The organism is Rhizobium binae (genome assembly GCF_017357225.1).
In the GTDB taxonomy this organism is placed as follows: Bacteria; Pseudomonadota; Alphaproteobacteria; order Rhizobiales; family Rhizobiaceae; genus Rhizobium; species Rhizobium binae.
In genome coordinates this window covers 1441987-1462573 of the sequence record NZ_CP071604.1, presented here as the reverse complement: position 1 = coordinate 1462573, position 20587 = coordinate 1441987, and the positions used below count along the sequence as shown (strand labels likewise).

Below are 20587 nucleotides of genomic sequence, written 5' to 3'. Positions count from 1 at the left end.
TAGAGGCGCCGGAGAAAGGGGGTTTTCATCCATGAAAGATGCAAGCTGGGACGATCTGCAACTCTTCTTCCACGTCGCGACCGGCGGCGGGCTTTCGGCGGCGGCAGCACGCACCGGCCTCAGCGCGCCGACGATCGGACGGCGCATGCTGGCGCTGGAACGGACGACCGGCCGGTCGCTGTTCAGCCGCGGCCCCACCGGTTACCTGCTGGCCAGGGATGGTCAGGAACTGCTTGATCGCGTCCGGCGGATGCAGGATGCGGCGCAGGCGATCTCCGACTGGCGCGGCGAAGTGCTGATGCTGCCGATCGTCTCGACGGCCGCCGACAGCTGGACCCTGCGATTCATCGCCGACCATCTGGCCGGCGTCTGGACGCCGAGCGACAGTTTCCGCATGTGCTACAAGAGCTGTGATGCGAACGTCGACTTCACCTATCGCGAGGCGCATATCGCCATTCGCCACAGCCGGCCGGACAGCGGCAACGTCGCGATCCGCCGTTCGGTCAAGGTGGCCCATGCCGCTTACCAGGCGACCGAATTCGCCGAGAGCAATTGCAACTGGATTTCGCTTGGCACCGACACCGCGATCACGCCGGCGGACAAATGGACGTTCGAACAGCCGGATTATTGGATCACCAGCTGGACAAACACGCCGCATATGCTCTTTTACCTGATCCGTGGCGGTGCCGGCCGCGGCGTGCTGCCTTGCTTCATCGGCGATCAGGAGCGCAAGCTCGTGCGCGCCGGGCCTGTCATCGACGATCTGACCTACGAGATGTGGATCGTCGCGCATGACGACGAGCGGCAACGGCCGCAGGTCAGGACCGTCATCGACCGCCTGGCGGCGCTGTTTGCCGATCATGAAGATCTGTTTGCCGGGCTCCGATCGTCAGGGTGAGGCAAGCAGGAAATGCGGGTCGGCGACCTACGCTCTCTCGAATCAGGCGGCGAGATGTCGCTCGATCTCGTCGATCGGCAGATTGGTATAGTCTTTCGCCAATTCCGCCGAAATCGCTGCCTGCGTTTCGGCACTGAGTGCCGGCCGCAAGGTGCCGAGCGCCTTCGGCGGCGCGATGAGGACGATGTGGTGCGCATCGTTGGCTTGGGTCAACTCGTCCATTCGTTCCGCCACATGTTTCAGAAATTGAGCTTCCGCCTGCTCCTGCCAGCTCGTCTCTTCGACAGCGCTGCGGCTGAACCCATCGGCGGCATGGCTGCGGCCAGGCTTGTCGGCACCGATCTCGCGATCTGGCTCGTTCGGCTGCGTCAGGGTTTCCAGCACCTTGAGGTTCATCAATTGGGCATCGCCGGCATTCTGCATGATCAAGGCCTTGGCGCCATTGCAGGCTACGACCCATGATTTCCAGGGAATTTTGACGTCGGTCATCTTCAACTCCTCGCTGTCGTCATCGACGCGCGCCATGCTTCATCGATCAAGACAGAACGTCCGGCCTTTTAAAGAGTTCGAGAAATTGTGCCGAAATCGACGGAGCGGCGATCCACTCCGGCTTCTCTCCCGTAGAAGAAAGGCAAGCTCGGGAGATCGACGATGAAGACAGCTGTGTTCGCCTATGCCGGCAGCCTCCTTACCCTCCTCGTCTGCGATGCCATATGGCTTGGCCTTGTCGCCCGCAGCTTCTATCGCGACCAGCTCGGAACGCTGATGCTGCCCTCGCCGAATCTTGCGGTAGCGGCACTATTTTACCTTTTCTTCGCCGCTGCGGTGATCGTCCTGGCGGTTCAGCCGGCATTATCTGCAGGCTCGCTCGCCAGCGCGATTGTCTACGGTGCCATTTTGGGACTGGCGGCCTATGGCACCTATGACATCACGAACCTCGCCACGCTTCGGAACTGGCCACTTGCCATGAGCCTCATCGACATGGCTTGGGGCACACTGCTGACGGCGCTGACCGCCGCCGGTGGATATCTCGCCGCAAGGACCTTCGGCTGAACCGAACAGTCGGGAGTCAGCCGAGCGTCCCGATCGGAATCATCGACCGTCCCGCTTGGGCACAAATTTCAGACTCGTTAAAATTGTCATTTCATATTTGACGAATGTGCAAAACATTCATGTGAGCTTGGCCGGAGCAAGATCAGTTTGCTCCAGCGCAAGAACCCCAATTGTGCCCTGCCTGACGGAGAATGTGAGATGACTATGCTCCGCGCCACACACCTTGCCACGGTCAAATCCGCCATTTACGACCAGCGCTGGGAAGAGTTCCACGTCAAGCGACCGGCCCGTATCGTTGCCGTCCGGCCGTGTCTCACCGGCGTGTCGATGCGAAGCGCCGAGATCATCGATATCTCGCAAGGCGGCGCGACTTTCATCGTGTCGACCACCGCCGGTCTGCCGAAACATTATTATCTCAATATCCTCGGCCTCGCCTACCGGATCGGATGTGCGGAGGTCTATCGCCACAAGGAACGCATCGGCGTGCGGTTCATCAACCTGATGGATCCCGACGTCCTGCGCCGTGTCGTGCGCACCGATTTCCTTGTCGGCAACATGGAAGCGATCGACGCACGGCGGACGCCGATGTTCCGCCCGCAAGCGTCGCCCACCAGTCTGCTGTCGAAATAATCTTCCTTGCCTTGGCCGCACCCCGGCCTATTGTTGCGCCAACCGTCAACATGTCCGGGAAATTGCCTTCGCATGTCCGCCTTTTCGCGCTTCACGCCCCTCATCAGCGCCCTGCCCTCCACAGTGCCCTTCGTCGGCCCCGAGGCCATTGAGCGCCAACGCGGACGTGCCGTTCTTGCCCGCATCGGCGCCAATGAGAACGGCTTCGGCCCGGCCCCTTCCGTGCTTGCGGCGATAAGCGAGGAGGCCGGCAATATCTGGAAATACAATGATCCGGAGAATTTCGCGCTGAGGGAGGCGCTCGGCACCCATCTCGGCACCTCCCCCGCCAATATCGCCATCGGCGGCGGCATCGACGAGTTGCTCGGCCAGATCGTCCGGCTGGTCATCGAAGCCGGCGCACCGGTGGTCACCTCGCTCGGCGCCTATCCGACCTTCAACTTCCATGTCGCCGGCTTCGGCGGCCGGCTGGTGACCGTGCCCTATGTGAAGGACCGCGAGGATCTCGACGGACTGCTCGAGGCCGTCAAGCGCGAGAATGCGCCGCTCGTCTATTTCGCCAATCCCGACAATCCGATGGGAAGCTGGTGGGACGCCGACAGCATCGTCGCTTTCGCCCGGGCACTGCCCGAGACGACGCTGATGGTGCTCGACGAAGCCTATAGCGAGACGGGGCCGGCAAGTTCGCTGCCGTCGATCGCCGCGCTTATCGATCTGCCGAACATCGTGCGCACCCGCACCTTTTCCAAGGCCTACGGACTTGCCGGCTCACGCACCGGTTACGTGATCTCGACGCCGGGCACGGCGCAGGCCTTTGACAAGATTCGCAATCATTTCGGCATGAACCGGCTGGCGACGGCCGCCGCACTTGCCGCCCTCAAGGACCAGGCCTATCTCACCGAGGTGATCGGCAGGATCCATGCGGCGCGGGAGCGGATCGGCCGCATCGCGCGGGCAAATGGCCTTGAGCCGCTGCCCTCGGCGACGAATTTCGTGGCGATCGACGCCGGCCGCGACGGCGCCTACGCGCGGGCGATCGTCGACGGGCTGATGGAGCATGGGGTTTTCATCCGCATGCCCGGGGTGGCGCCGCTCAATCGCTGCATCCGCGTCAGCGTCGGACCGGAGGCCGAAATGGCGCTCCTCGAGGAAACGCTGCCGCACGTGCTGAAGGCGATCGGTTGATCCAGCACGATGCCGAAATCCGTGAGCGGTTTTCGGACGACATCATGCTGATAATTCAACGAAGAACCGCGGCCGGTGGAGGATATCCGGCCGCGGCTCTCTTCTCCCGGCATCGGCGTTTCAATCGCCCGCCAGCCCCTCTTTCGAGGTTGTTATTTCTGTCGAACCGCGAGCAGGAGACGGTTTCAGTGAACCGTCATCCATTCGCGGGCAGCGCGCAACGCTTCCACGAGCTGCATCTTGTTCATGCTGGCGGCCACGTCGGCGCGAAGCTCGGCGGCGCGGTCGTTGCCCTTGATTGCGGCAATGTTCAGCCATTTGTGGGCAGCGACGAGATCGACGGCGCAGCCGCGGCCGGTCGCATACATCAGACCCATTTCGCAGAAGACATCGGCGCTGTTGTCGCCACCCATGGTGGCCGTTTCAGCATTGTGCATTTCAAAGCGTGCCATCGGTTTTATCCCTGTTAGCCTGTTTATGACTTACCCTGTTTTACCTCCGGGCCTTGCCGTCTATCGCGGCTTACGGCCCTTTCGGTCCGGCGGGTTTGCCCCGCTCGTTTGATGGCATCACTATGCCAAACGGCCTTCAAAAAACGCCTAAAATGCATGATTAATTTGAGACAAACAAAGTGCAAACGCTTGGTAAAATTGGATTTTTGTTAAACATGGGATTCGTTGCGACTGAGGGGGTTTCGCTCAAATTTTACAAAAAATTCAGATTCGAAAATAAACGGATCGTTCATCATGAAATCAGCAGACATCTGCTCTAAGAGCTTCGAACGAACTCTCGGATTTGGCCTACGTTCAGCGATCGCGGCGCGATAGCGATACCCATATTTACCTTTACGTTCGCGTTAGTTATTTTCGCGCCCGGTCAAAAGGACACCATGGAGGAAAAGATGATCCGCAGCTTCATACTCGCCGGCGCCATCGCAGTGCTCGCGGGCACGGCGCATGCCGAAGAGCCGATCGTCGGCAATTGGAAAACCGCCTCGGGCGAAACGGCGGTGATCGCGGCCTGCGGCGGCAGCTACTGCGTGACGCTGAAAACCGGCAAATACAGCGGCCGGAAGATCGGTACGCTTGCCGGCACCGGCGGCAGCTACGCTGGCGAGATCACCGATCCGGCCGCCGACAAGACCTATAGCGGCTCGGGCAAGGTTTCCGGCGATTCGCTGCGGATGCAGGGCTGCGTCCTGAAAGTCCTCTGCAAGTCGCAGACCTGGACGCGGCTCTGACGCGGTAAGGCCGACACCGCAAGCGTCGCAAAATGGCCGAGTATGCCGGCCGAAGTGCCGGCATTTCTCGAACTTTCTCGGCTCGCCGATCTTCACGACAACCGCCGGTCCCTGCCCCCGCAAGCTGAACGCTGGATGAACCGGCATCTCAGCACTCGTTCAGCCGCCGCATGGCAAAACTCATGTCATGGTTAGGTTGCGTATCGGGGCATGAGATGAACCTCTACATTCTGGCAAGGCGTTTCAGCATCATCACGCTGTTTGCAGCGATCTTCGCGATCACGTTTTCGGCGGTCGTCGTGCATGAGGGCGGCGGCGGCATGCAGTCGCATTTCGGTGCGAGCTACACCTGCCTGGAGAGTAACGGGATCTTCTGCGCGCCGACGGTGCGGTGAGCGGTACAGACACGGAAGAAGCTAAAAAATCGATTTCCGCCGGCGCACGTCGTTTGCTTGTCAAAAACAACTCTCTATAATGCGTCATGAACAAACGAATCTCCCCTTTGTCGCCCCTCGACATTTCCTCTCCATCCCCTTTCCAGCCGCAGAGCTTCGATGATCCCGCCAGGGCTGTCGAGACGCTGATCGCACTTTACGAGCGCAATACGGCGTTCCTGATCGAGAGCTTCACCGAGCTTGCCCAAGGCGCTCCCATCGCCTCGCGCTACCGCGCCTTCTATCCGCAGGTAAGCATCGAGACGACCAGCTTCGGCCATGTCGATTCGCGCCTCTCCTACGGCCACGTCACGGCGCCCGGCATCTACACGACGACGGTCACCCGGCCGAAGCTCTTCAAGCATTACCTGAAGGAGCAGCTGTCGCTTCTGATGAAGAGCCACAATGTTCCGGTGATCGTCTCGGAATCGACGACGCCGATTCCACTGCATTTCGCCTTTGGCGAGGGCGCGCATGTGGAAGCATCGGCCTCCGCCTTCGTCGACGTCCCGATGCGCGATATCTTCGACACGCCGGACCTCAACACCACCGACGACGAGATCGCCAACGGCGAATATATCCCGCCGCCGGGCGAGCCCTCGCCGCTTGCGCCGTTCACCGCCCAGCGTATCGATTATTCGCTGGCCCGGCTGTCGCATTATACCGCGACGCATGCCGAGCATTTCCAGAATTTCGTGCTGTTCACGAACTACCAGTTCTATATCGACGAATTCTGCAACTGGGCGCGCAAGCTGATGGCCGAGGGCGGCGACGGTTATACCGCCTTCGTCGAGCCCGGCAATGTCGTCACACTGCCCGGCTCGAGCGTGCCGGAAACGGATGTGACACTCGCACGCCTGCCGCAGATGCCGGCCTATCATCTGAAGAAGAAGGGCCATGCCGGGATCACCATGATCAATATCGGCGTCGGCCCCTCCAACGCCAAGACGATCACCGACCATGTCGCCGTGCTGCGCCCGCATGCCTGGCTGATGCTCGGCCATTGCGCCGGTCTGCGCAACAGCCAGCGGCTCGGCGATTATGTTCTAGCCCATGCCTATATGCGCGAGGACCATGTGCTCGACGACGACCTGCCGGTCTGGGTGCCGATCCCGGCGCTCGCCGAAGTGCAGGTAGCGCTGGAGGCCGCCGTTGCCGAAATTACCGGCTACGAGGGCTTCGAGTTGAAGCGCATCATGCGCACCGGCACCGTCGGCACGATCGACAACCGCAACTGGGAACTGCGCGATCAGCTCGGACCGGTAAAGCGGCTGTCGCAGGCGCGCGCCATCGCACTCGACATGGAATCGGCAACGATCGCAGCCAACGGCTTCCGCTTCCGCGTGCCTTACGGCACGCTGCTCTGCGTCTCCGACAAGCCGCTGCACGGCGAATTGAAGCTGCCGGGCATGGCAACCGCCTTCTACCGCACGCAGGTCAACCAGCATCTCCAGATCGGCATCCGCGCCGTGCAGAAGCTTGCCGCTATGCCGAAGGAAGCGCTGCATTCGCGCAAGCTGCGCAGCTTCTTCGAAACGGCCTTCCAATAGAATATTCCCGTTTTGCTAACGGAAAATGCTCTATCTCTTTGTTTTCACACATTCCCGGCAAAAGCGCTTCGCGCTTTGCCTGGCAAAGCCGCTGCGCAGTTTTACTGGAGTTGCTCTGGGCAGGTTCCTCATCTGCCTGCAACGACGGGCGCTCTTTGCTGCGCAACCTCCTGCGGTCTGCCGGCAAGGTTCAGCCCTGCTATCAGCAGGGTGAAGGCGGCAAAGGCGAAAGCGGTGCGCAGCAGGACCTTCCGCCCATCGCTTTCGTCGAATTCCTGGCGACGGTTGTCATGGCGGCGGGCCCGTATCTGGCTTGCGAGCGCGATTTCAAGAATAGACATTGCCGTTCTCCTCGACAGGTTTCGATGAAGCCTTGTCGAGCGCGCCTTGCGATTTCGACAGCCGGCGGCGACAAAGATTTTTTCGGTCGCTGTCGAAAAATGTGAAGCTCGATCGTCCAGAGTCATTGAAACACCCCAAGGAGGCTGTCCGCGATGAATTATCTCTGTCAGGTCTGGTTCGACGGCGCAGTGCTCGACGCGATGACGAAAGAGCAGAAGGCCGAACTCGACGCGAATTCCTTGAACTACGACAAGGACCTTGCCGAAAGCGGCCACATGATCGTCGCCCAGGCGCTGCAGCCGCCGACATCGGCGGTGACCGTGCGGGTGCGCAGTGGCGAGATATCGGTGACGGACGGCCCCTTCGCAGAGACGAAGGAAGCGCTCGGCGGCTTCATCCTGATCGAGGCCAAGGACCTCAACGAAGCGATCCGCATCGCCGCCGGCATCCCGCTTGCAAAGCTCGGTGCGATCGAGGTCCGGCCCATTCATTCTTTCGGAAAAGAAGCGTGAGGAGACGGCGATGAAATATCTGTGCCAGGTCTGGTTCGAAACCGCGAAGATCAATGCCATTTCCCCCGAGGAAGGCGAAGAGCTGACGAAGGATTCGGTCGTCAACGACGACCGGCTGCGAGACAGCGGCCATCTGCTCGTGGCCTTGGCGCTGCGCGAGCCGTCAACGGCCGTGACGGTCAGGGTTCGCAGCAACGGGGTGACGGCCACGGACGGCCCTTTCGCCGAAATCAAGGAACATCTCGGCGGCTTCGTGCTGATCGAGGCCAAGGATATGCAGGAAGCAACCGCGATCGCCGCGACCTTTCCCGTGGCGCGCTATGGCGCGATCGAGGTGCGCCCGGCCTATTCGATCAAGGAGGAGTGCTGAGCGATGCGCTATATCTGCCTGATCTATAACAGCGCCGATACCGACGGCAGACTGACAGCTGATGAAACCGACGAACTCATCAAGGCGCATTTCGCCTTCGACGAGGAATTGCGCCGCGACGGCTTCATGATCCATTCTGATGCGCTCGAAATGCCTGACCGAGCAAGCGTGCTGCGGGTTCGAAACAATGAGCTCTCCGCCACAGACGGCCCCTATGTCGAGACGAAGGAGCATCTGGCCGGCTTCTACGTCATCGAGGCGCCTGGCATTGAGACGGCGACGGAAATCGCCGGGCGAATTCCGTCGGCCCGCTACGGCGCGGTCGAACTGAGGCCGGTGCGAACGCTCACCCTTCCAAACTGAGGTGCCCCTTGGAAAGCGTCATCGAGGAGATCTACCGAACCCAGTCTCGCCGGGTGCTGGCGACGCTGATCCGACTGCTCGGCGATTTCGACCGCGCGGAGGAGGCGCTGCACGATGCCTTTGCGGCCGCCGCACGAACATGGCCGGTCGATGGCGTTCCCGCCAACCCCGCCGGCTGGCTTGTCTCGACCGGCCGCTTCAAGGCGATCGACGCGATCCGGCGGCGTGCGCGTTTCGATGCCGCGCAGCAGCACATCGAGGACAGCCTCTATAGCGTCGACGAAACGGAGACGGGCGACATGGAAGCGATCGAGGACGACATGCTGCGGCTGATCTTCACCTGCTGCCACCCGGCTATCCCCGCGGATGCGCAGACGGCGATGGCGCTTCGGGAAATCTGCGGACTGACCACCGAAGAGATCGCCCATGCCTTCCTCATTCCGGCGCCGACGGTCGCTCAGCGGATCGTGCGCGCCAAAAACAGGATCCGGGCTGCGAACATCCCTTATGAAGTGCCGGGCCGCGAGGCATTGCCCGAGCGGCTCGACCGGGTGCTGCACGTCATCTATCTCGTTTTCAACGAAGGCTATTCCGCCTCTTCGGGAGACGCGGTCGTTCGCGCCGACCTGACCGGCGAGGCCATCCGGTTGGCGCGGCTGCTCCTGGCGCTGCTGCCGCATCCTGATGTTTGCGGACTTATGGCGCTGATGCTGCTGCAGGATTCCCGCCGCAGCGCCCGCAGCAGCGAGGAGGAAGCGCTGGTGCTGCTGGCCGATCAGGACCGCTCGCTCTGGGACCGCGCCAAGATCTCGGAAGGCCTGGCATTCCTCGCCAAGGCAATGCGGACGGAAGAGATCGGCACCTATACGGTGCAGGCGGCGATTGCCGCCGAACATGCGAAGGCGCCGACCGCCGAGGAAACCGACTGGCGGCGAATTGCCTTCTTTTACGACCTACTTCTGGCAGCCCAGCCCTCACCGGTCGTCGAGCTCAACCGGGCGGTGGCGATTTCGATGGCCGAAGGGCCGGCAAAGGGGCTGGATCTCATCGATGCCATTCTGGGGCGCCGGGAGCTGCAGGCCTATCACCTTGCCCATTCGGCGCGCGCCGATTTCCTGCGACGGCTGGGACGGAGAGAAGAGGCGATCGCATCCTATCAGACGGCCTTGTCGCTCTGCCGGCAGGAGCCGGAGCAGGCATTCTTGAGGAAACGGATTTCAGCGCTTGCCGCGGCGTCCGAGCGGCAGTGAGATCGCCGTGCCCGTCAGTGCCGAGACGATGATCAGCAGATGGGCATTGACGCTCGCCTGCGCCAGTGCAGCCAGAGCCGCCCGCTCGCTCGACGCCCCGAGCGCAATGGCGCCGGCAGTGATGCCGGCTGGGTAGGTGCCGACCCCGCCCGGCGCATGCGCCGGCAGGACGGAGGAGAGTTCGCCGCCAAGCGCGCCGCCGAAGCTTGCCGCCATCGGCACAACGCCCATCAGGCCGAGTGCCCAGGCGAGCACGATCACCTTCACCAGCCAGTTGACGATGGTCATCGCCCAGGCGCGCGCAAAGGCCGCGGCGCCGAGCGGCAAGCCGTTTTCGATCTCGACGACCAATTTCTGCGCCTTTGCAGGCAACAGCCTGGCGGCGCCGCGCAACAGCGGCTTGCGCGCGGCGAAGGCTGCGACCGGCAGCAGCAGGAAGACCGCCCAAAGCGACCATGCGACGAGAGCATCGGCCGCAGCGAGCGCAAAGCCGATGCCGGCAGCCGCCAGCAGAGCATGCAGGTCGAGCAGCCGCATGACGAAGAGCGCCGAGGTTCCGCGCGTCAGCGGAATGCCGAATTCGGTGCGCATCAACAGCGGAAAGCTGGTCTCGCCGGTCCGGAAGGGCAGCATGATGTTCAGGAGATTGTGGATCTGCGTGACACGGAAAAGGGTCGCGAACCGGCCCGCGGTCTCCTTCGGAAAATAGTCGTAGATGCGCCATGTGCGCAGGAAATAGGTGCCGGTCAGCGCCACGAGCGCTCCGATCACCGGGCCTGCCCCGACATCGGCCCACTGGCGAATGATAACGGGCCAACCCCAGAACCATTGCACGAAGAGCGCATAGGCTGCGACAATTACGACCGTCAGCGCCGTCATGCGATTGCGCATAAACCAGGACTGCTGGCTTTCAACGATCGAACTCTTCATGTAGTAGGCATTCCTCGCTTGGCGTCGGCATGAGCCCCGGCTCTATTGCCAGGCGTTTTAGGAGAAATGGCGGTTGGGCACAACGGCGGAGTTGATGGCGGTGGCGGCGCGATCGCTTTAAGGCCGACGATCCGGCGGCAGACCGATGGACGACGGCACCTTGCCGGTTTGACTTGGAGATCGATGTTGGAGCGCATTACGAGAAATATTACGAGCGCGAGCATTTTTCTGGCAGTCTATTTCCTGCTGAACATCGTGCTCCGCATCGCGCTGCCCCATACGCTCGATCTCGACGAGGCGGAACAATCTTTCTACTCGCAATATCTTCTGGCCGGCTACGGCCCGCAACCGCCCTTCTACAACTGGATCCAATACGCCATCGTCTCGGTCACCGGGATCACGATGTGGGCGCTCTCGGTTCCGAAGAACATCATTCTCTTCGGCTGCTATCTGTTCTATGGGCTTGCTGCGCGCGAGGTGCTGAAGAGCCGTCTTCTCCCGCCCATCGCCATGCTGAGCCTGATTACCCTGCCGCAGGTCGGCCTCATGGCGCAGCGCGAACTGACCCATACCGTTGCCCTGCTGTTTGCGACCTCGCTCTTCCTCTTCGGCTTTTTTCGCACACTTCGGCAGCCGACGATCGGCAGCTACCTCGTCATCGGCATCGCCACCGGCATCGGCCTCATCTCCAAATACAATTTCGCCATTCTGCCGTTTGCCGCCTTCGTCGCGGTCCTGGTGGACCGAAAGTGGCGCAGCCGTCTGTTGGACTGGCGTCTGCTGCCGGCGTTCGCAATCGCCATTGTGGTCGTTCTGCCGCATGCGCTCTGGCTGCCCGATAACCTCGTCAGCGCTTCGGCCCCGACCATGGAGCGGATGACCGCCGAGCACGAAGCGGCCGCTGGCCTCCCCCGCATCGGACAGGGACTGCTCTCCCTCGTCATCGCCGTCCTCGGTTTCGTCGCATTGCCGATCGTTTTCTTCGCAGCAGCCTTCCGACGGGATTTCTTCCGTGCACTTTCCGCGTCCAGTCCGATGATCCGGGTCATCGAGCGGATGATGATTGTCAGCCTGCTGGCCTTCGTCGGTGTCGTCATCGTCGCCGGCGCGAGCGACATCCACGAGCGCTGGCTCGACCCGTGCCTGCTCGTCATGCTGATCTATCTTTTCCTGAAGCTCGAAACCGCCGGCTTCGATCTTTCCGCTGGCCTGGCGCGCTTCCGGCCAGTAGTGCCGGTCTTCATGGTCGTCATCCTGGCGATCCTCCTGCTCAGGATCGTCGCGATGCAATATACCGGCGTTTATACGAGAACGAATGTGCCGTTCGCGAATTTCGTTGACGAACTGACCGCGACACGCAAGCCGGTGCTGATCGTCGCGGGAAGCAAGTTCGTGGCCGGCAACATGAAGCTGGAATTCCCCGACGTTCCCGTCGTAATCCCCTTCTTTCCAGGGCGAGGGGTGCCCGAATATGCGGCCGCGAAGGGTCCTGTGCTCGTCGTCTGGCGGGGCGAAACCGCAAATGATCCAACCATTTCGCCCGAATTCGCCGACAATCTCGTCAAATCGGGTATTCGTCTGAAAGAGATAAATACGCTGACGCTGCCCTATCTTTTCGGCGACGGCAAACATACCTTTTCCATCGGCTACTCCTGGGTGGAGGGCGGCGCGCTATAGCGTTGCGGCAGCTCGGGCGAGGGAAACCGGTATTGTCCGCTGGCAACGGACGGACACTTCATGTAGTAGGCTTCCGCAAACGCGGTGGCGGCAGTAAGGATTGCCAGGCCGCCCGGCTTTTGGAGATGAAAGTTGCAGACAACGGTAGAGCCCATTCGTGGCACGAATGATCCGGTACAATCGCTCGAGCTGTCGCTGGTCGTGCCGGTTTTCAACGAAGAGGAAAGCGTCGGCCCACTGGTCGAACGCATCCTCGCTGCGATGGCCCAATATCCTCATCGCTGGGAACTGATCCTCGTTGACGACGGCAGCACCGATGCGACGCTCGTCAACGCCCGCAAATTTGTCGGGCGAAACGGGCTGGCGCTCAGAATCGTTGAGCTGCAGCGCAATTTCGGCCAGACCGCCGCCATGCAGGCCGGCATCGACACCGCCCGGGGCCGGCTGATCGCGACGATGGACGGCGATCTGCAGAACGACCCCAAGGACATCCCTGCGATGGTCTCGGAGCTCGAAAGACGCGAACTCGACCTGCTGGTTGGCTGGCGCAAGAACCGCAAGGATGGTCTGTTTCTGCGCAAGATTCCCTCATGGTGCGCCAACTACCTGATCGGCCGCATCACCGGCGTCAAGCTGCACGACTACGGCTGCAGCCTGAAGATCTACCGGGCCTCGATCATCAAGCAGGTGAAGCTGATGGGCGAGATGCACCGCTTCATCCCGGCCTGGGTGGCCGGTGTCGTCCCGAGCTCGCGCATCGGCGAGATGGCCGTCACCCACCATGCCCGCGAGCACGGCGTTTCGAAATACGGTATTTCGCGCACCTTCCGCGTCATCCTCGACCTGCTGTCGGTGATGTTCTTCATGCGCTACAAGGCGCGGCCGGGGCATTTCTTCGGCTCGCTGGGTCTCGGCCTCGGCGCCGTCGCCATGCTGATCCTGCTTTACCTCGGTTTCGACAAGTTCATCATGGGAAATGATATCGGCACGAGGCCGATGCTGATGGTCGGCGTCGTGCTGCTGCTGTCGTCGGTGCAGATGATCACGACCGGCATTCTGGCGGAAATGATCGCGCGCACCTATTATCGTGACGACGCTTCTCCGAATTATATCGTACGGCAGATCTTCGACGATCAAAGCCAAGCCTAAGCTGGCAGCACGATGCTGGAACGCGCGACGAGGACGATCAGAACCGCGGCGCTGCTGCTTGCAGCCTATTTCGTGCTGAATATCGCGTTGCGCATCGCGCTTCCGCATTCGCTGGAGCTCGACGAGGCCGAGCAATCCTTCTTCTCGCAATATCTGCTGGCGGGCTACGGCCCGCAGCCGCCCTTCTACAACTGGATGCAATATGCCATCGTTTCGGTGACGGGCATGTCGATCGGCGCGCTGATCGTGCCGAAGAATATCCTGCTCTTCCTGTGTTACCTCTTTTACGGCCTCGCCGGACGCGAGGCGCTGAAGGACCAGAAGCTTGCCGCCGTCGGGATGATGGCGCTTATCACCCTGCCCCAGGTCTCCTACATGGCGCAGCAGGATCTGACCCACACGACGGCGCTGCTCTTTGCAAGCTCGCTCTTCCTCTACGGCTTCTTCCGCACGCTCGAGCGGCCGGATACCGGCAGTTACCTGCTGCTCGGGCTTGCGACCGGCATCGGGCTGATCTCGAAGTACAATTTCGCGCTGATGCCGATCGTCGCGCTGATTGCCATCCTGCCTGACGCCGACTGGCGGCGCAGGACGCTCGACTGGCGTATGCTCATCGCGATTGCCGTCGCGCTCGTCATCGTCCTGCCGCACGCAATCTGGCTGCAGGGCAATCTCGCATTCGCCTCCTCCGATACTCTGGTCAAGATGGCCGCCGGTAACGAACCCGCCGGCATCGCCCGGGTTGGCAAAGGCCTCCTCGCCTTTCTCATCGCCATCATCGCCTTTGCGGCGCTCCCGGTGGCCATCTTCGCAGCCGCCTTCCGGCGGGATTTTGTCCTGATGCTTTCGGCAGGAAACCGCTGGACCACGATGATGGAGCGGATGATGCTGGCAAGCCTTGCCGGCATCGTTCTGATCGTGCTGTTCACCGGTTCCACCACGGTGCGTGAGCGATGGCTCGACCCGTTCCTGCTGGTGCTACCGATCTATTTCCTGGCAAAGATGCAGGCGGCCGGGCTCGATCTTTCCGCCGGGCTGCGCCGCTTCCGGCCGGTCGTTCCGGTGCTGATGGCCTGTGTGCTAGTCGCGCTCTGCTTCCGCGTGGTCGGCGCCGGGCTGATCGGCACCTACAGCCGACCGAATGTGCCAATGGCCGATCTCGTCCGCGAAATGACCCGACCGGCCGAACCCGCGCTGGTGATTGCTTCGGACCCCTATGTCGCCGGGAACATGCGTCTGCAGCTTCCCGACGTGCCGGTTGTCATCCCCGATTTTCCCGTTGCGGGCATTCCGGCCTACACAATAGCAGGCGGACCGGTGCTAATCGTCTGGCGCGGCAAGAAGGCGGCGGCGGCTGCGGATGCGGTTATGCCGGAGCGGTTTTCATCGGCGCTGGCGGCAGCGGGCATCGTGCCGCAGGAGATGGGCTCGCTGTCGCTTCCCTATTATTTCGGCCGCCAGGGCGACAACTTCGCGCTCGGTTACGCATGGGTTCGGCCGGGGGCTAGATAGATGACCGAAACCAACCTTCGCGACATGCGATGGATTTTCGCGCTGCTGGCGGCCTATTTCACGCTTCAGATCGGCGTGCGGCTGGCGACCTCGCATTCGCTCGATCTCGACGAGGCCGAGCAGGTCTTCCGGTCGCAATGGCTGGCCGCCGGCTACGGCCCGCAACCGCCCTTCTACAACTGGCTGCAATATAGCGTCTTCCAGGTTGCCGGGGTCTCGCTTACCGCGCTTTCGGTGGTGAAGAACCTCCTGCTGTTCATTTCCTATCTGCTCTACGGCCTGACGGCGCGACTTATCCTGCGCGACAAGGCGCTGGTGGCGATGGCGACGCTCGGGCTGCTGACGATTCCGCAGATGGCTTTCGAGATGCAGCGCGATCTGACGCACACGGTGGCGGTGTTCTTCTCGGCCAGCATCTTCTTCTACGGCTTCATCCGCAGCCTGAAGCAGTCGAGCCTTGCCTCCTATCTGATAACAGGCATCGGCATCGGTTTCGGCCTGCTTGCCAAATATAACTTTGCCATCCTGCCGGCTGCCGCCCTGATCGCCGCCTTGGCCGATGCGCGCCTGCGGCCGCGGATCTTCGACCGGCGGCTGGTGGTGACCATTGCCGTGGCGCTTATCCTCACCCTGCCGCATCTCTTCTGGCTGAAGGATAATCTCAATTTCGCCACCGCCCGCACGCTGGAGAAGATGACCGCGAGCGGCCATGCCAGCTATCTCATGCAGGTGGCCATGGGTATCGGCTCGCTTGCTCTCGCCATCATCAGCTTTGCCGGATTGACAGTGGCGGTGTTTGCGCTCGTCTTCGGCAAGGGGCTTCGTCCGGCGCTTGCCGCCGGCTCGGACTGGACGCGGCTCATCGAGCGGATGATGTTCGTCTTCCTGGCCGGCATCCTGCTGTTGATCGTCTTCGGCGGAGCCACCGGCATCAAGGATCGCTGGCTGGTGCCGATGCTCTTCATCCTGCCGCTCTATTTCTGCCTGAAAATCGATGCCGCCGGCGTTGCGACAGCCAGGGCGTCCCGTCGTTTCATGGCTGTCGTCGCCGTCATCATGATTGGCGTGCCGGCCGCCCTTTACGGCAGCGTCGCGGCTGCACGCTTCACCGGCCATTACGAACGGCTGAACAGACCCTATGCCACGATGCTCGAAAGCTTGCGCAAACAGGCCGAACCGGCGGCGATCCTTGCCGGCGACAGCCTGCTTGCCGGCAATCTCAGGCAGGATATTCCCGATGTACCGGTCCTCTCGGTTGACTATCCCGGCTTCCATCCGGATCTTGCGGGCCGGCAACCGCTGCTTCTCGTGTGGCTGATCCCGCCGAAAGCGGCAAGCGATGGGCTCCCGCCGGTCATGGCTGAATGGCTGCAGGCCAATCTCGGCGCATCCCAACCTGAGGCGTCGTTCATCGACGTGCCCTATTTCTATCAGCGCGGCGACGACCGTTACCGATTCGGATATGCCTGGCTCGACCGGCCAGCTGAGTGAACTGGAAAAGGCGGTCGCTGGGGACCGAATGGCCGGAAGCGCGAGGAGCGTTGCGAACAGCCTGCTTATCGACCATCCGCAATAGACCCGGTCGGCCAAAAGACATCAGGATTTCAGCTCCTTCCAGGCCGCATCCAGCGCCAGCTTGGTAATCCTGGCCATCTCGTCCACCTCCGCGTGGCTGATGACGAGTGGCGGCGAGGCCAGCATGCGGTCTCCGGTGGCGCGCAGCACGAGGCCGTTTGCCAGCGCGTGATTGCGCACCAGCGCCCCGACCGGGTCAGGCTTCTCATAACGCGTTCGTGTGCTCTTGTCGGCAGCAAGCTGCAGTCCGCCCATCAGGCCAATGCTGACGGCCTCGCCGACCAGGTCATGATCGGCGAGCGCTGCCCACGCCTTGCCGAAATAGGGGCCAATGTCGTCACGTACGCGCTCGACCAGCCTTTCCTCCTCGATGATGCGCAGGTTCTCGAGGGCGGCGGCCGCACAGACGGGATGACCGGAATAGGTGAAGCCGTGGTTGAACTCGCCGACGTCGTTGATCAGCACGTCGGCGATCTTGTCGCTGACGAGCACGCCGCCGATCGGCAGGTAACCGGAGGAGAGCCCCTTGGCAATCGGCGCCAGATCCGGCTCGACGCCGAAATGCTGATGGCCGAACCAGGCGCCCAACCGGCCGAAACCGCAGATCACCTCGTCGGTCACCAGCAGGATATTGCGCGCCTTGCAGATGCTGTCGATCTCCGGCCAGTAGGTTTCGGGCGGGATGATGACGCCGGCGGCTCCCTGCACCGGCTCGGCGACGAAGGCGGCGACGTTCTCCTCGCCGAGCTCGTCGATCTTCGCTTCGAGCTCGCGGGCGACCTTGAGACCGAATTCATCAGGCGAGAGATCGCCGCCCTCGCCGTACCAGTAGGGCTGGCCGATATGGACGATGCCCGATATTGGCAGGTCGCCCTGCTCGTGCATGTATTTCATGCCGCCGAGGCTGGCGCCGGCGACGGTCGAGCCGTGATAGCCGTTCTTCCTTGCGATGACGATCTTCTTCGACGGCCTGCCGACGACGCTCCAGTAGACGCGGGCCATGCGGAACCAGGTGTCGTTCGCCTCCGAACCGGAGCCGGTGAAGAAGATATGGTTGAAACGCGCGCCCGCGTGCGACGTCACCTTCTGCGCAAGCAACGCCGTCGGCGTCGAGGTCGTGCCGAAGAAGGTGTTATAATAGGGCAGCTCGTTCATCTGCCTTGCGACGGCCTCAGCGATCTCGCGGCGGCCATAGCCAATATTGACGCACCAGAGGCCGGCGAATCCATCGAGATATTTCCGGCCGCGATCATCGAAGATATGGACGCCCTCGCCGCGCTGGATGATGCGGGCGCCATCGGCGTTCAGCTTTTTCATGTCGGCGAAGGGGTGCAGATGATGGGCTGCGTCGATCGCGGCAACGTTCGAGGGCGGGTGAGTATCGGGCATGGCTGGTAAAAGACCCTCGCGGATTGAAAGGCTGCTATTGATGGGATAGGAGCTTGGCCTTGTCCCGGAGGATTTTCAAGGTCATGGCGAGCGGCAGGATGGACGGCAAGGCCGGCGGCGACCCGCGTTTCGAGATCCTGATCGTCGGCATGAACGGCGACCTGCGCGGCAAGCAGCTGCCGCCCGCCGCCGAAAGCAAGGCCTGGGCCGGTGAGATCCGCCTGCCGACCTCGACGCAATCGCTCGACATCTGGGGCGACGACAATGACGATATCACCGGCCTGTCGCTGACGATCGGCGATCCCGACGGCATGGTCGTTCCCGACCGGCGCAGCCTCGCGCCGATGCCCTGGGCCCCGGAGGGCTCGATGCAGGTGCTCGCCACCATGCATGAATTCGACGGCAGCCCGAGCTTCATGGATCCGCGCGCCATTCTCGCTTCCGTGGTCGAGCGTTATCGCAGCCGCGGGTTGACGCCTGTCGTCGCCACCGAGCTGGAATTCTATGTGATGTCGGGCGACTGGCGCGAAACCGGCCGCCCCTCCCCGCCGGAAAGCCTGACCTATCGCGGCGAGCCGAATGGTTTCCAGCTCTACGACATGAGCGCCGTCGATGCGCTCGACGGCTACCTGCAGACGCTGCGGGCTTATGCGGCCGCCCAGGGGCTGCCGGCGGATGCGACGACGGCGGAGTTCGGCCCCGGCCAGTTCGAAGTCAATCTGCTGCACCGCGCCGATGCGCTGGCGGCTGCCGACGATTGCCTCTATCTGAAGCGCATCGCCGAGCAGGCGGCACGCCGACATGGGCTGAAATCGACCTGCATGGCAAAACCCTATTCCGACCATGCCGGCTCCGGCCTGCATGTCCATGCCAGCGTCGTCGACCGGCAGGGCCGCAACATCCTCGATGCCAAGGGCGGCGAGCCGACATTGCTGAAATCGGTGACGGCAGGCCTGCTCAAGACCATGCGCGAGGCGCAGCTGATCTTCGCCCCTTTCGCCAACTCCTACCGGCGCTTCCAGCCGGGCTCCTTCGCACCGGTCGATCTCACCTGGGGCAGCGGCCATCGCGGAACCGCGATCCGCATACCCGACAAGGACGGGCCGGGCGCGCGCATCGAACATCGCGTCGCCGGCGCCGATGCCAATCCCTATCTACTGCTTGCAGCGATCCTCGGCGGCATGCTCATCGGCCTCGACGGCGACCTCAATCCCGGCGAAGAGACGACACCCTCGCATACGCCGGAAAATACGACGCGGCTGACGCATGATTTCCTGAGCGCGGTCGAGACCTTCCGCACCTCGCCCTTCATCGCCGATATCGTCGGCCCGCGTTATCAGGCGCTTTATGGCGACACCAAACGCAAGGAAGCGCTAGCGCATCTGCGCACCGTCTCGGATTTCGACTACCGCACCTATCTGCCACGGCTCTGAAGCCTTCCGGGTCTCAGGCTGCAGGCTCACGGCGTTCGACGGCGTCCACCTGAGCGGCGAGCCCTTGCTTGACGAGGACCTTCAGCTCGCGCGGATGCAGCCGGAGGGAAACGTCGCGTGCGAGCGGCGACAATTCGCCGTCCATGACACAATTGGCCTTACGCCGCAGTTTCGGGAAATGCAGGTGTACCTCGGCCGGGTGCATGACCATGACATCGGCATTCTCGCGAACCTTGCCACGCAGCATGTCGATGGCGAGGCGGGCGACGCCGAGCGGCTTCAGCGGTTTTGCCGTATAGAAGCCGAGTTCGCCGCTTCTGAGATTATCGGCGTAGAGCAGCACATTCTCGCCGAAGGGGTTGTTGGAGACTGAGATCGCCGACACCCAGCGGCGCTCGCGCATGCCGGCCGCCTCGAATTCGACCTCGAATTCCGGCGGATTGAACACGACGCCGAGGGCGGCCTTGGTGCTCGCCCGGATCTTGCCCAGCCGGGAGCGATAGCTGTAGGCATTGCGGTAGCGCACCATGCGGGCATGCAGGCCAGCGGAAAACTGGTGAATGAAGGGCCGGCCATTGGCGCTGGCAATATCGACATTATCGATCTCGCCGGTCGCGAGCACATCGAGCGCCTGCCAGATATCGAGCGGCACGCGCAGCGAGCGGGCAAAGAGGTTCATCGTACCAGCGGGCACGACACCGAGTGAAATGCCGTTTTTCCAGGCAATCGATGCCGCCGCCGAAATCGTGCCGTCGCCGCCGCCGGCGACGATGCCATCGATATCATCACGCCTGGCGGCCCGCTCCATGGCCGGAATGATCTCCTTGCCGGAGAAAACGATGGCTTCGAAATCGTGACCTGCATCCCGGAAAGCCGCCTCCGCCCTCTTCTCATAGGCCAGCATATCCGTGGTCCTGAATGTGCCGCCGTCGCGATTGAAAAAGCCTACAAGCTTCATGAGGGCTCCCGTCTCTGGCGTGAACTGATCCTGCCTTGCCTCTGAGATGGTTGCGGTATCGGCGATTTCAAGCGCCGCCGCTTTTCCCCAGAAGCGCCGGAGAGGCAAAAATTGCAACAGACATATGCACATAACAG

22 protein-coding genes are annotated in these 20587 nt (G+C 62.2%); 16 read left to right on the top strand and 6 right to left on the bottom strand.

Annotated elements, in window-relative coordinates; translation table 11 throughout:
• Nucleotides 1-31: 31 nt before the first annotated feature.
• A complete protein-coding gene (locus J2J99_RS07065; protein ID WP_168294167.1) occupies nt 32-898 on the top strand; it encodes a LysR family transcriptional regulator in 867 nt (288 codons plus the stop codon).
• Between the two features lie 42 nt (nt 899-940).
• On the opposite strand, the gene J2J99_RS07060 is transcribed toward J2J99_RS07065, so the two are convergent.
• Complete coding sequence (locus J2J99_RS07060) at nt 941-1387, bottom strand: baeRF12 domain-containing protein (protein ID WP_168294168.1); 447 nt, start codon at nt 1385-1387, stop codon at nt 941-943.
• A gap of 162 nt (nt 1388-1549) precedes the next feature.
• On the opposite strand from J2J99_RS07060, the gene J2J99_RS07055 reads away from it, so the two are divergent.
• The 3 genes from J2J99_RS07055 (at nt 1550) to J2J99_RS07045 (ending at nt 3766) form a co-directional block, all read left to right on the top strand.
• On the top strand, nt 1550-1951 hold the full coding sequence (locus tag J2J99_RS07055; RefSeq protein WP_168294169.1) for a DUF2177 family protein: 402 nt from the start codon (nt 1550-1552) through the stop codon (nt 1949-1951).
• A gap of 198 nt (nt 1952-2149) precedes the next feature.
• Nucleotides 2150-2581 (top strand): PilZ domain-containing protein, encoded by a 432-nt coding sequence (locus tag J2J99_RS07050; RefSeq protein WP_168294170.1) that lies wholly within the window; start codon nt 2150-2152, stop codon nt 2579-2581.
• Between the two features lie 72 nt (nt 2582-2653).
• The gene (locus tag J2J99_RS07045) at nt 2654-3766 is read left to right on the top strand and encodes a pyridoxal phosphate-dependent aminotransferase (RefSeq protein WP_168294171.1); all 1113 of its coding nucleotides are present in this window, start codon (nt 2654-2656) and stop codon (nt 3764-3766) included.
• Nucleotides 3767-3951: 185 nt separating this feature from the next.
• Here J2J99_RS07045 and J2J99_RS07040 read toward each other — a convergent pair whose 3' ends face one another.
• Nucleotides 3952-4218, bottom strand: a complete 267-nt coding sequence (locus J2J99_RS07040) for an SEL1-like repeat protein (RefSeq protein ID WP_168294172.1) — start codon at nt 4216-4218, stop codon at nt 3952-3954.
• Between the two features lie 449 nt (nt 4219-4667).
• Between J2J99_RS07040 and J2J99_RS07035 the strand changes: the two genes are divergently transcribed.
• From J2J99_RS07035 to amn, 3 genes are all read left to right on the top strand, one after another.
• Entirely contained in the window at nt 4668-5006 is a 339-nt protein-coding gene (locus tag J2J99_RS07035; protein ID WP_168294173.1) for a DUF2147 domain-containing protein, read from the top strand.
• A gap of 215 nt (nt 5007-5221) precedes the next feature.
• Entirely contained in the window at nt 5222-5401 is a 180-nt protein-coding gene (locus J2J99_RS07030) for a hypothetical protein (RefSeq protein ID WP_168294174.1), read from the top strand.
• Nucleotides 5402-5487: 86 nt separating this feature from the next.
• Nucleotides 5488-6990 carry an AMP nucleosidase gene (amn, locus tag J2J99_RS07025; protein ID WP_168294175.1) on the top strand — a complete coding sequence of 501 codons (1503 nt, stop codon included), beginning with the start codon at nt 5488-5490 and terminating at the stop codon, nt 6988-6990.
• A gap of 128 nt (nt 6991-7118) precedes the next feature.
• On the opposite strand, the gene J2J99_RS07020 is transcribed toward amn, so the two are convergent.
• Entirely contained in the window at nt 7119-7331 is a 213-nt protein-coding gene (locus J2J99_RS07020) for a hypothetical protein (protein WP_168294176.1), read from the bottom strand.
• A 153-nt stretch (nt 7332-7484) separates the two neighbouring features.
• Between J2J99_RS07020 and J2J99_RS07015 the strand changes: the two genes are divergently transcribed.
• From J2J99_RS07015 to J2J99_RS07000, 4 genes are read left to right on the top strand one after another with little or no spacing between them, the layout of a single operon-like run.
• Entirely contained in the window at nt 7485-7844 is a 360-nt protein-coding gene (locus J2J99_RS07015; protein WP_168294177.1) for a YciI family protein, read from the top strand.
• Nucleotides 7845-7854: 10 nt separating this feature from the next.
• Nucleotides 7855-8214: a YciI family protein gene (locus J2J99_RS07010; protein WP_168294178.1), complete on the top strand. Its 360-nt coding sequence runs from the start codon at nt 7855-7857 to the stop codon at nt 8212-8214.
• A 3-nt stretch (nt 8215-8217) separates the two neighbouring features.
• Nucleotides 8218-8577, top strand: a complete 360-nt coding sequence (locus J2J99_RS07005; protein WP_168294179.1) for a YciI family protein — start codon at nt 8218-8220, stop codon at nt 8575-8577.
• 8 nt (nt 8578-8585) lie between these two features.
• Nucleotides 8586-9827, top strand: coding sequence for an RNA polymerase sigma factor (locus tag J2J99_RS07000; RefSeq protein WP_168294180.1), 1242 nt, complete (start codon nt 8586-8588; stop codon nt 9825-9827).
• Here the strand turns inward: J2J99_RS07000 and J2J99_RS06995 are convergent.
• Nucleotides 9795-10757 (bottom strand): lysylphosphatidylglycerol synthase domain-containing protein, encoded by a 963-nt coding sequence (locus J2J99_RS06995; protein ID WP_168294181.1) that lies wholly within the window; start codon nt 10755-10757, stop codon nt 9795-9797. The genes J2J99_RS07000 and J2J99_RS06995 overlap by 33 nt on opposite strands.
• Nucleotides 10758-10940: 183 nt before the next feature.
• On the opposite strand from J2J99_RS06995, the gene J2J99_RS06990 reads away from it, so the two are divergent.
• The 4 genes from J2J99_RS06990 to J2J99_RS06975 all read left to right on the top strand — a co-directional run bounded on the left by J2J99_RS06990 (nt 10941) and on the right by J2J99_RS06975 (nt 16586).
• Nucleotides 10941-12434: an ArnT family glycosyltransferase gene (locus J2J99_RS06990; protein WP_168294182.1), complete on the top strand. Its 1494-nt coding sequence runs from the start codon at nt 10941-10943 to the stop codon at nt 12432-12434.
• 132 nt (nt 12435-12566) lie between these two features.
• Nucleotides 12567-13583: a glycosyltransferase family 2 protein gene (locus tag J2J99_RS06985; protein WP_168294183.1), complete on the top strand. Its 1017-nt coding sequence runs from the start codon at nt 12567-12569 to the stop codon at nt 13581-13583.
• Between the two features lie 12 nt (nt 13584-13595).
• Complete coding sequence (locus J2J99_RS06980; protein WP_168294184.1) at nt 13596-15095, top strand: glycosyltransferase family 39 protein; 1500 nt, start codon at nt 13596-13598, stop codon at nt 15093-15095.
• Nucleotides 15096-16586, top strand: coding sequence for an ArnT family glycosyltransferase (locus J2J99_RS06975; RefSeq protein ID WP_168294185.1), 1491 nt, complete (start codon nt 15096-15098; stop codon nt 16584-16586). It begins immediately after the preceding gene.
• A gap of 105 nt (nt 16587-16691) precedes the next feature.
• Here the strand turns inward: J2J99_RS06975 and J2J99_RS06970 are convergent, their stop codons facing one another.
• Nucleotides 16692-18059 carry an aspartate aminotransferase family protein gene (locus tag J2J99_RS06970; RefSeq protein WP_168294186.1) on the bottom strand — a complete coding sequence of 456 codons (1368 nt, stop codon included), beginning with the start codon at nt 18057-18059 and terminating at the stop codon, nt 16692-16694.
• Nucleotides 18060-18142: 83 nt separating this feature from the next.
• Between J2J99_RS06970 and J2J99_RS06965 the strand changes: the two genes are divergently transcribed.
• Nucleotides 18143-19492 carry a glutamine synthetase family protein gene (locus J2J99_RS06965; protein WP_168294424.1) on the top strand — a complete coding sequence of 450 codons (1350 nt, stop codon included), beginning with the start codon at nt 18143-18145 and terminating at the stop codon, nt 19490-19492.
• A gap of 13 nt (nt 19493-19505) precedes the next feature.
• Here the strand turns inward: J2J99_RS06965 and J2J99_RS06960 are convergent, their stop codons facing one another.
• Nucleotides 19506-20450: a diacylglycerol/lipid kinase family protein gene (locus J2J99_RS06960; protein ID WP_168294187.1), complete on the bottom strand. Its 945-nt coding sequence runs from the start codon at nt 20448-20450 to the stop codon at nt 19506-19508.
• Between the last annotated feature and the right edge of the window lie 137 nt (nt 20451-20587).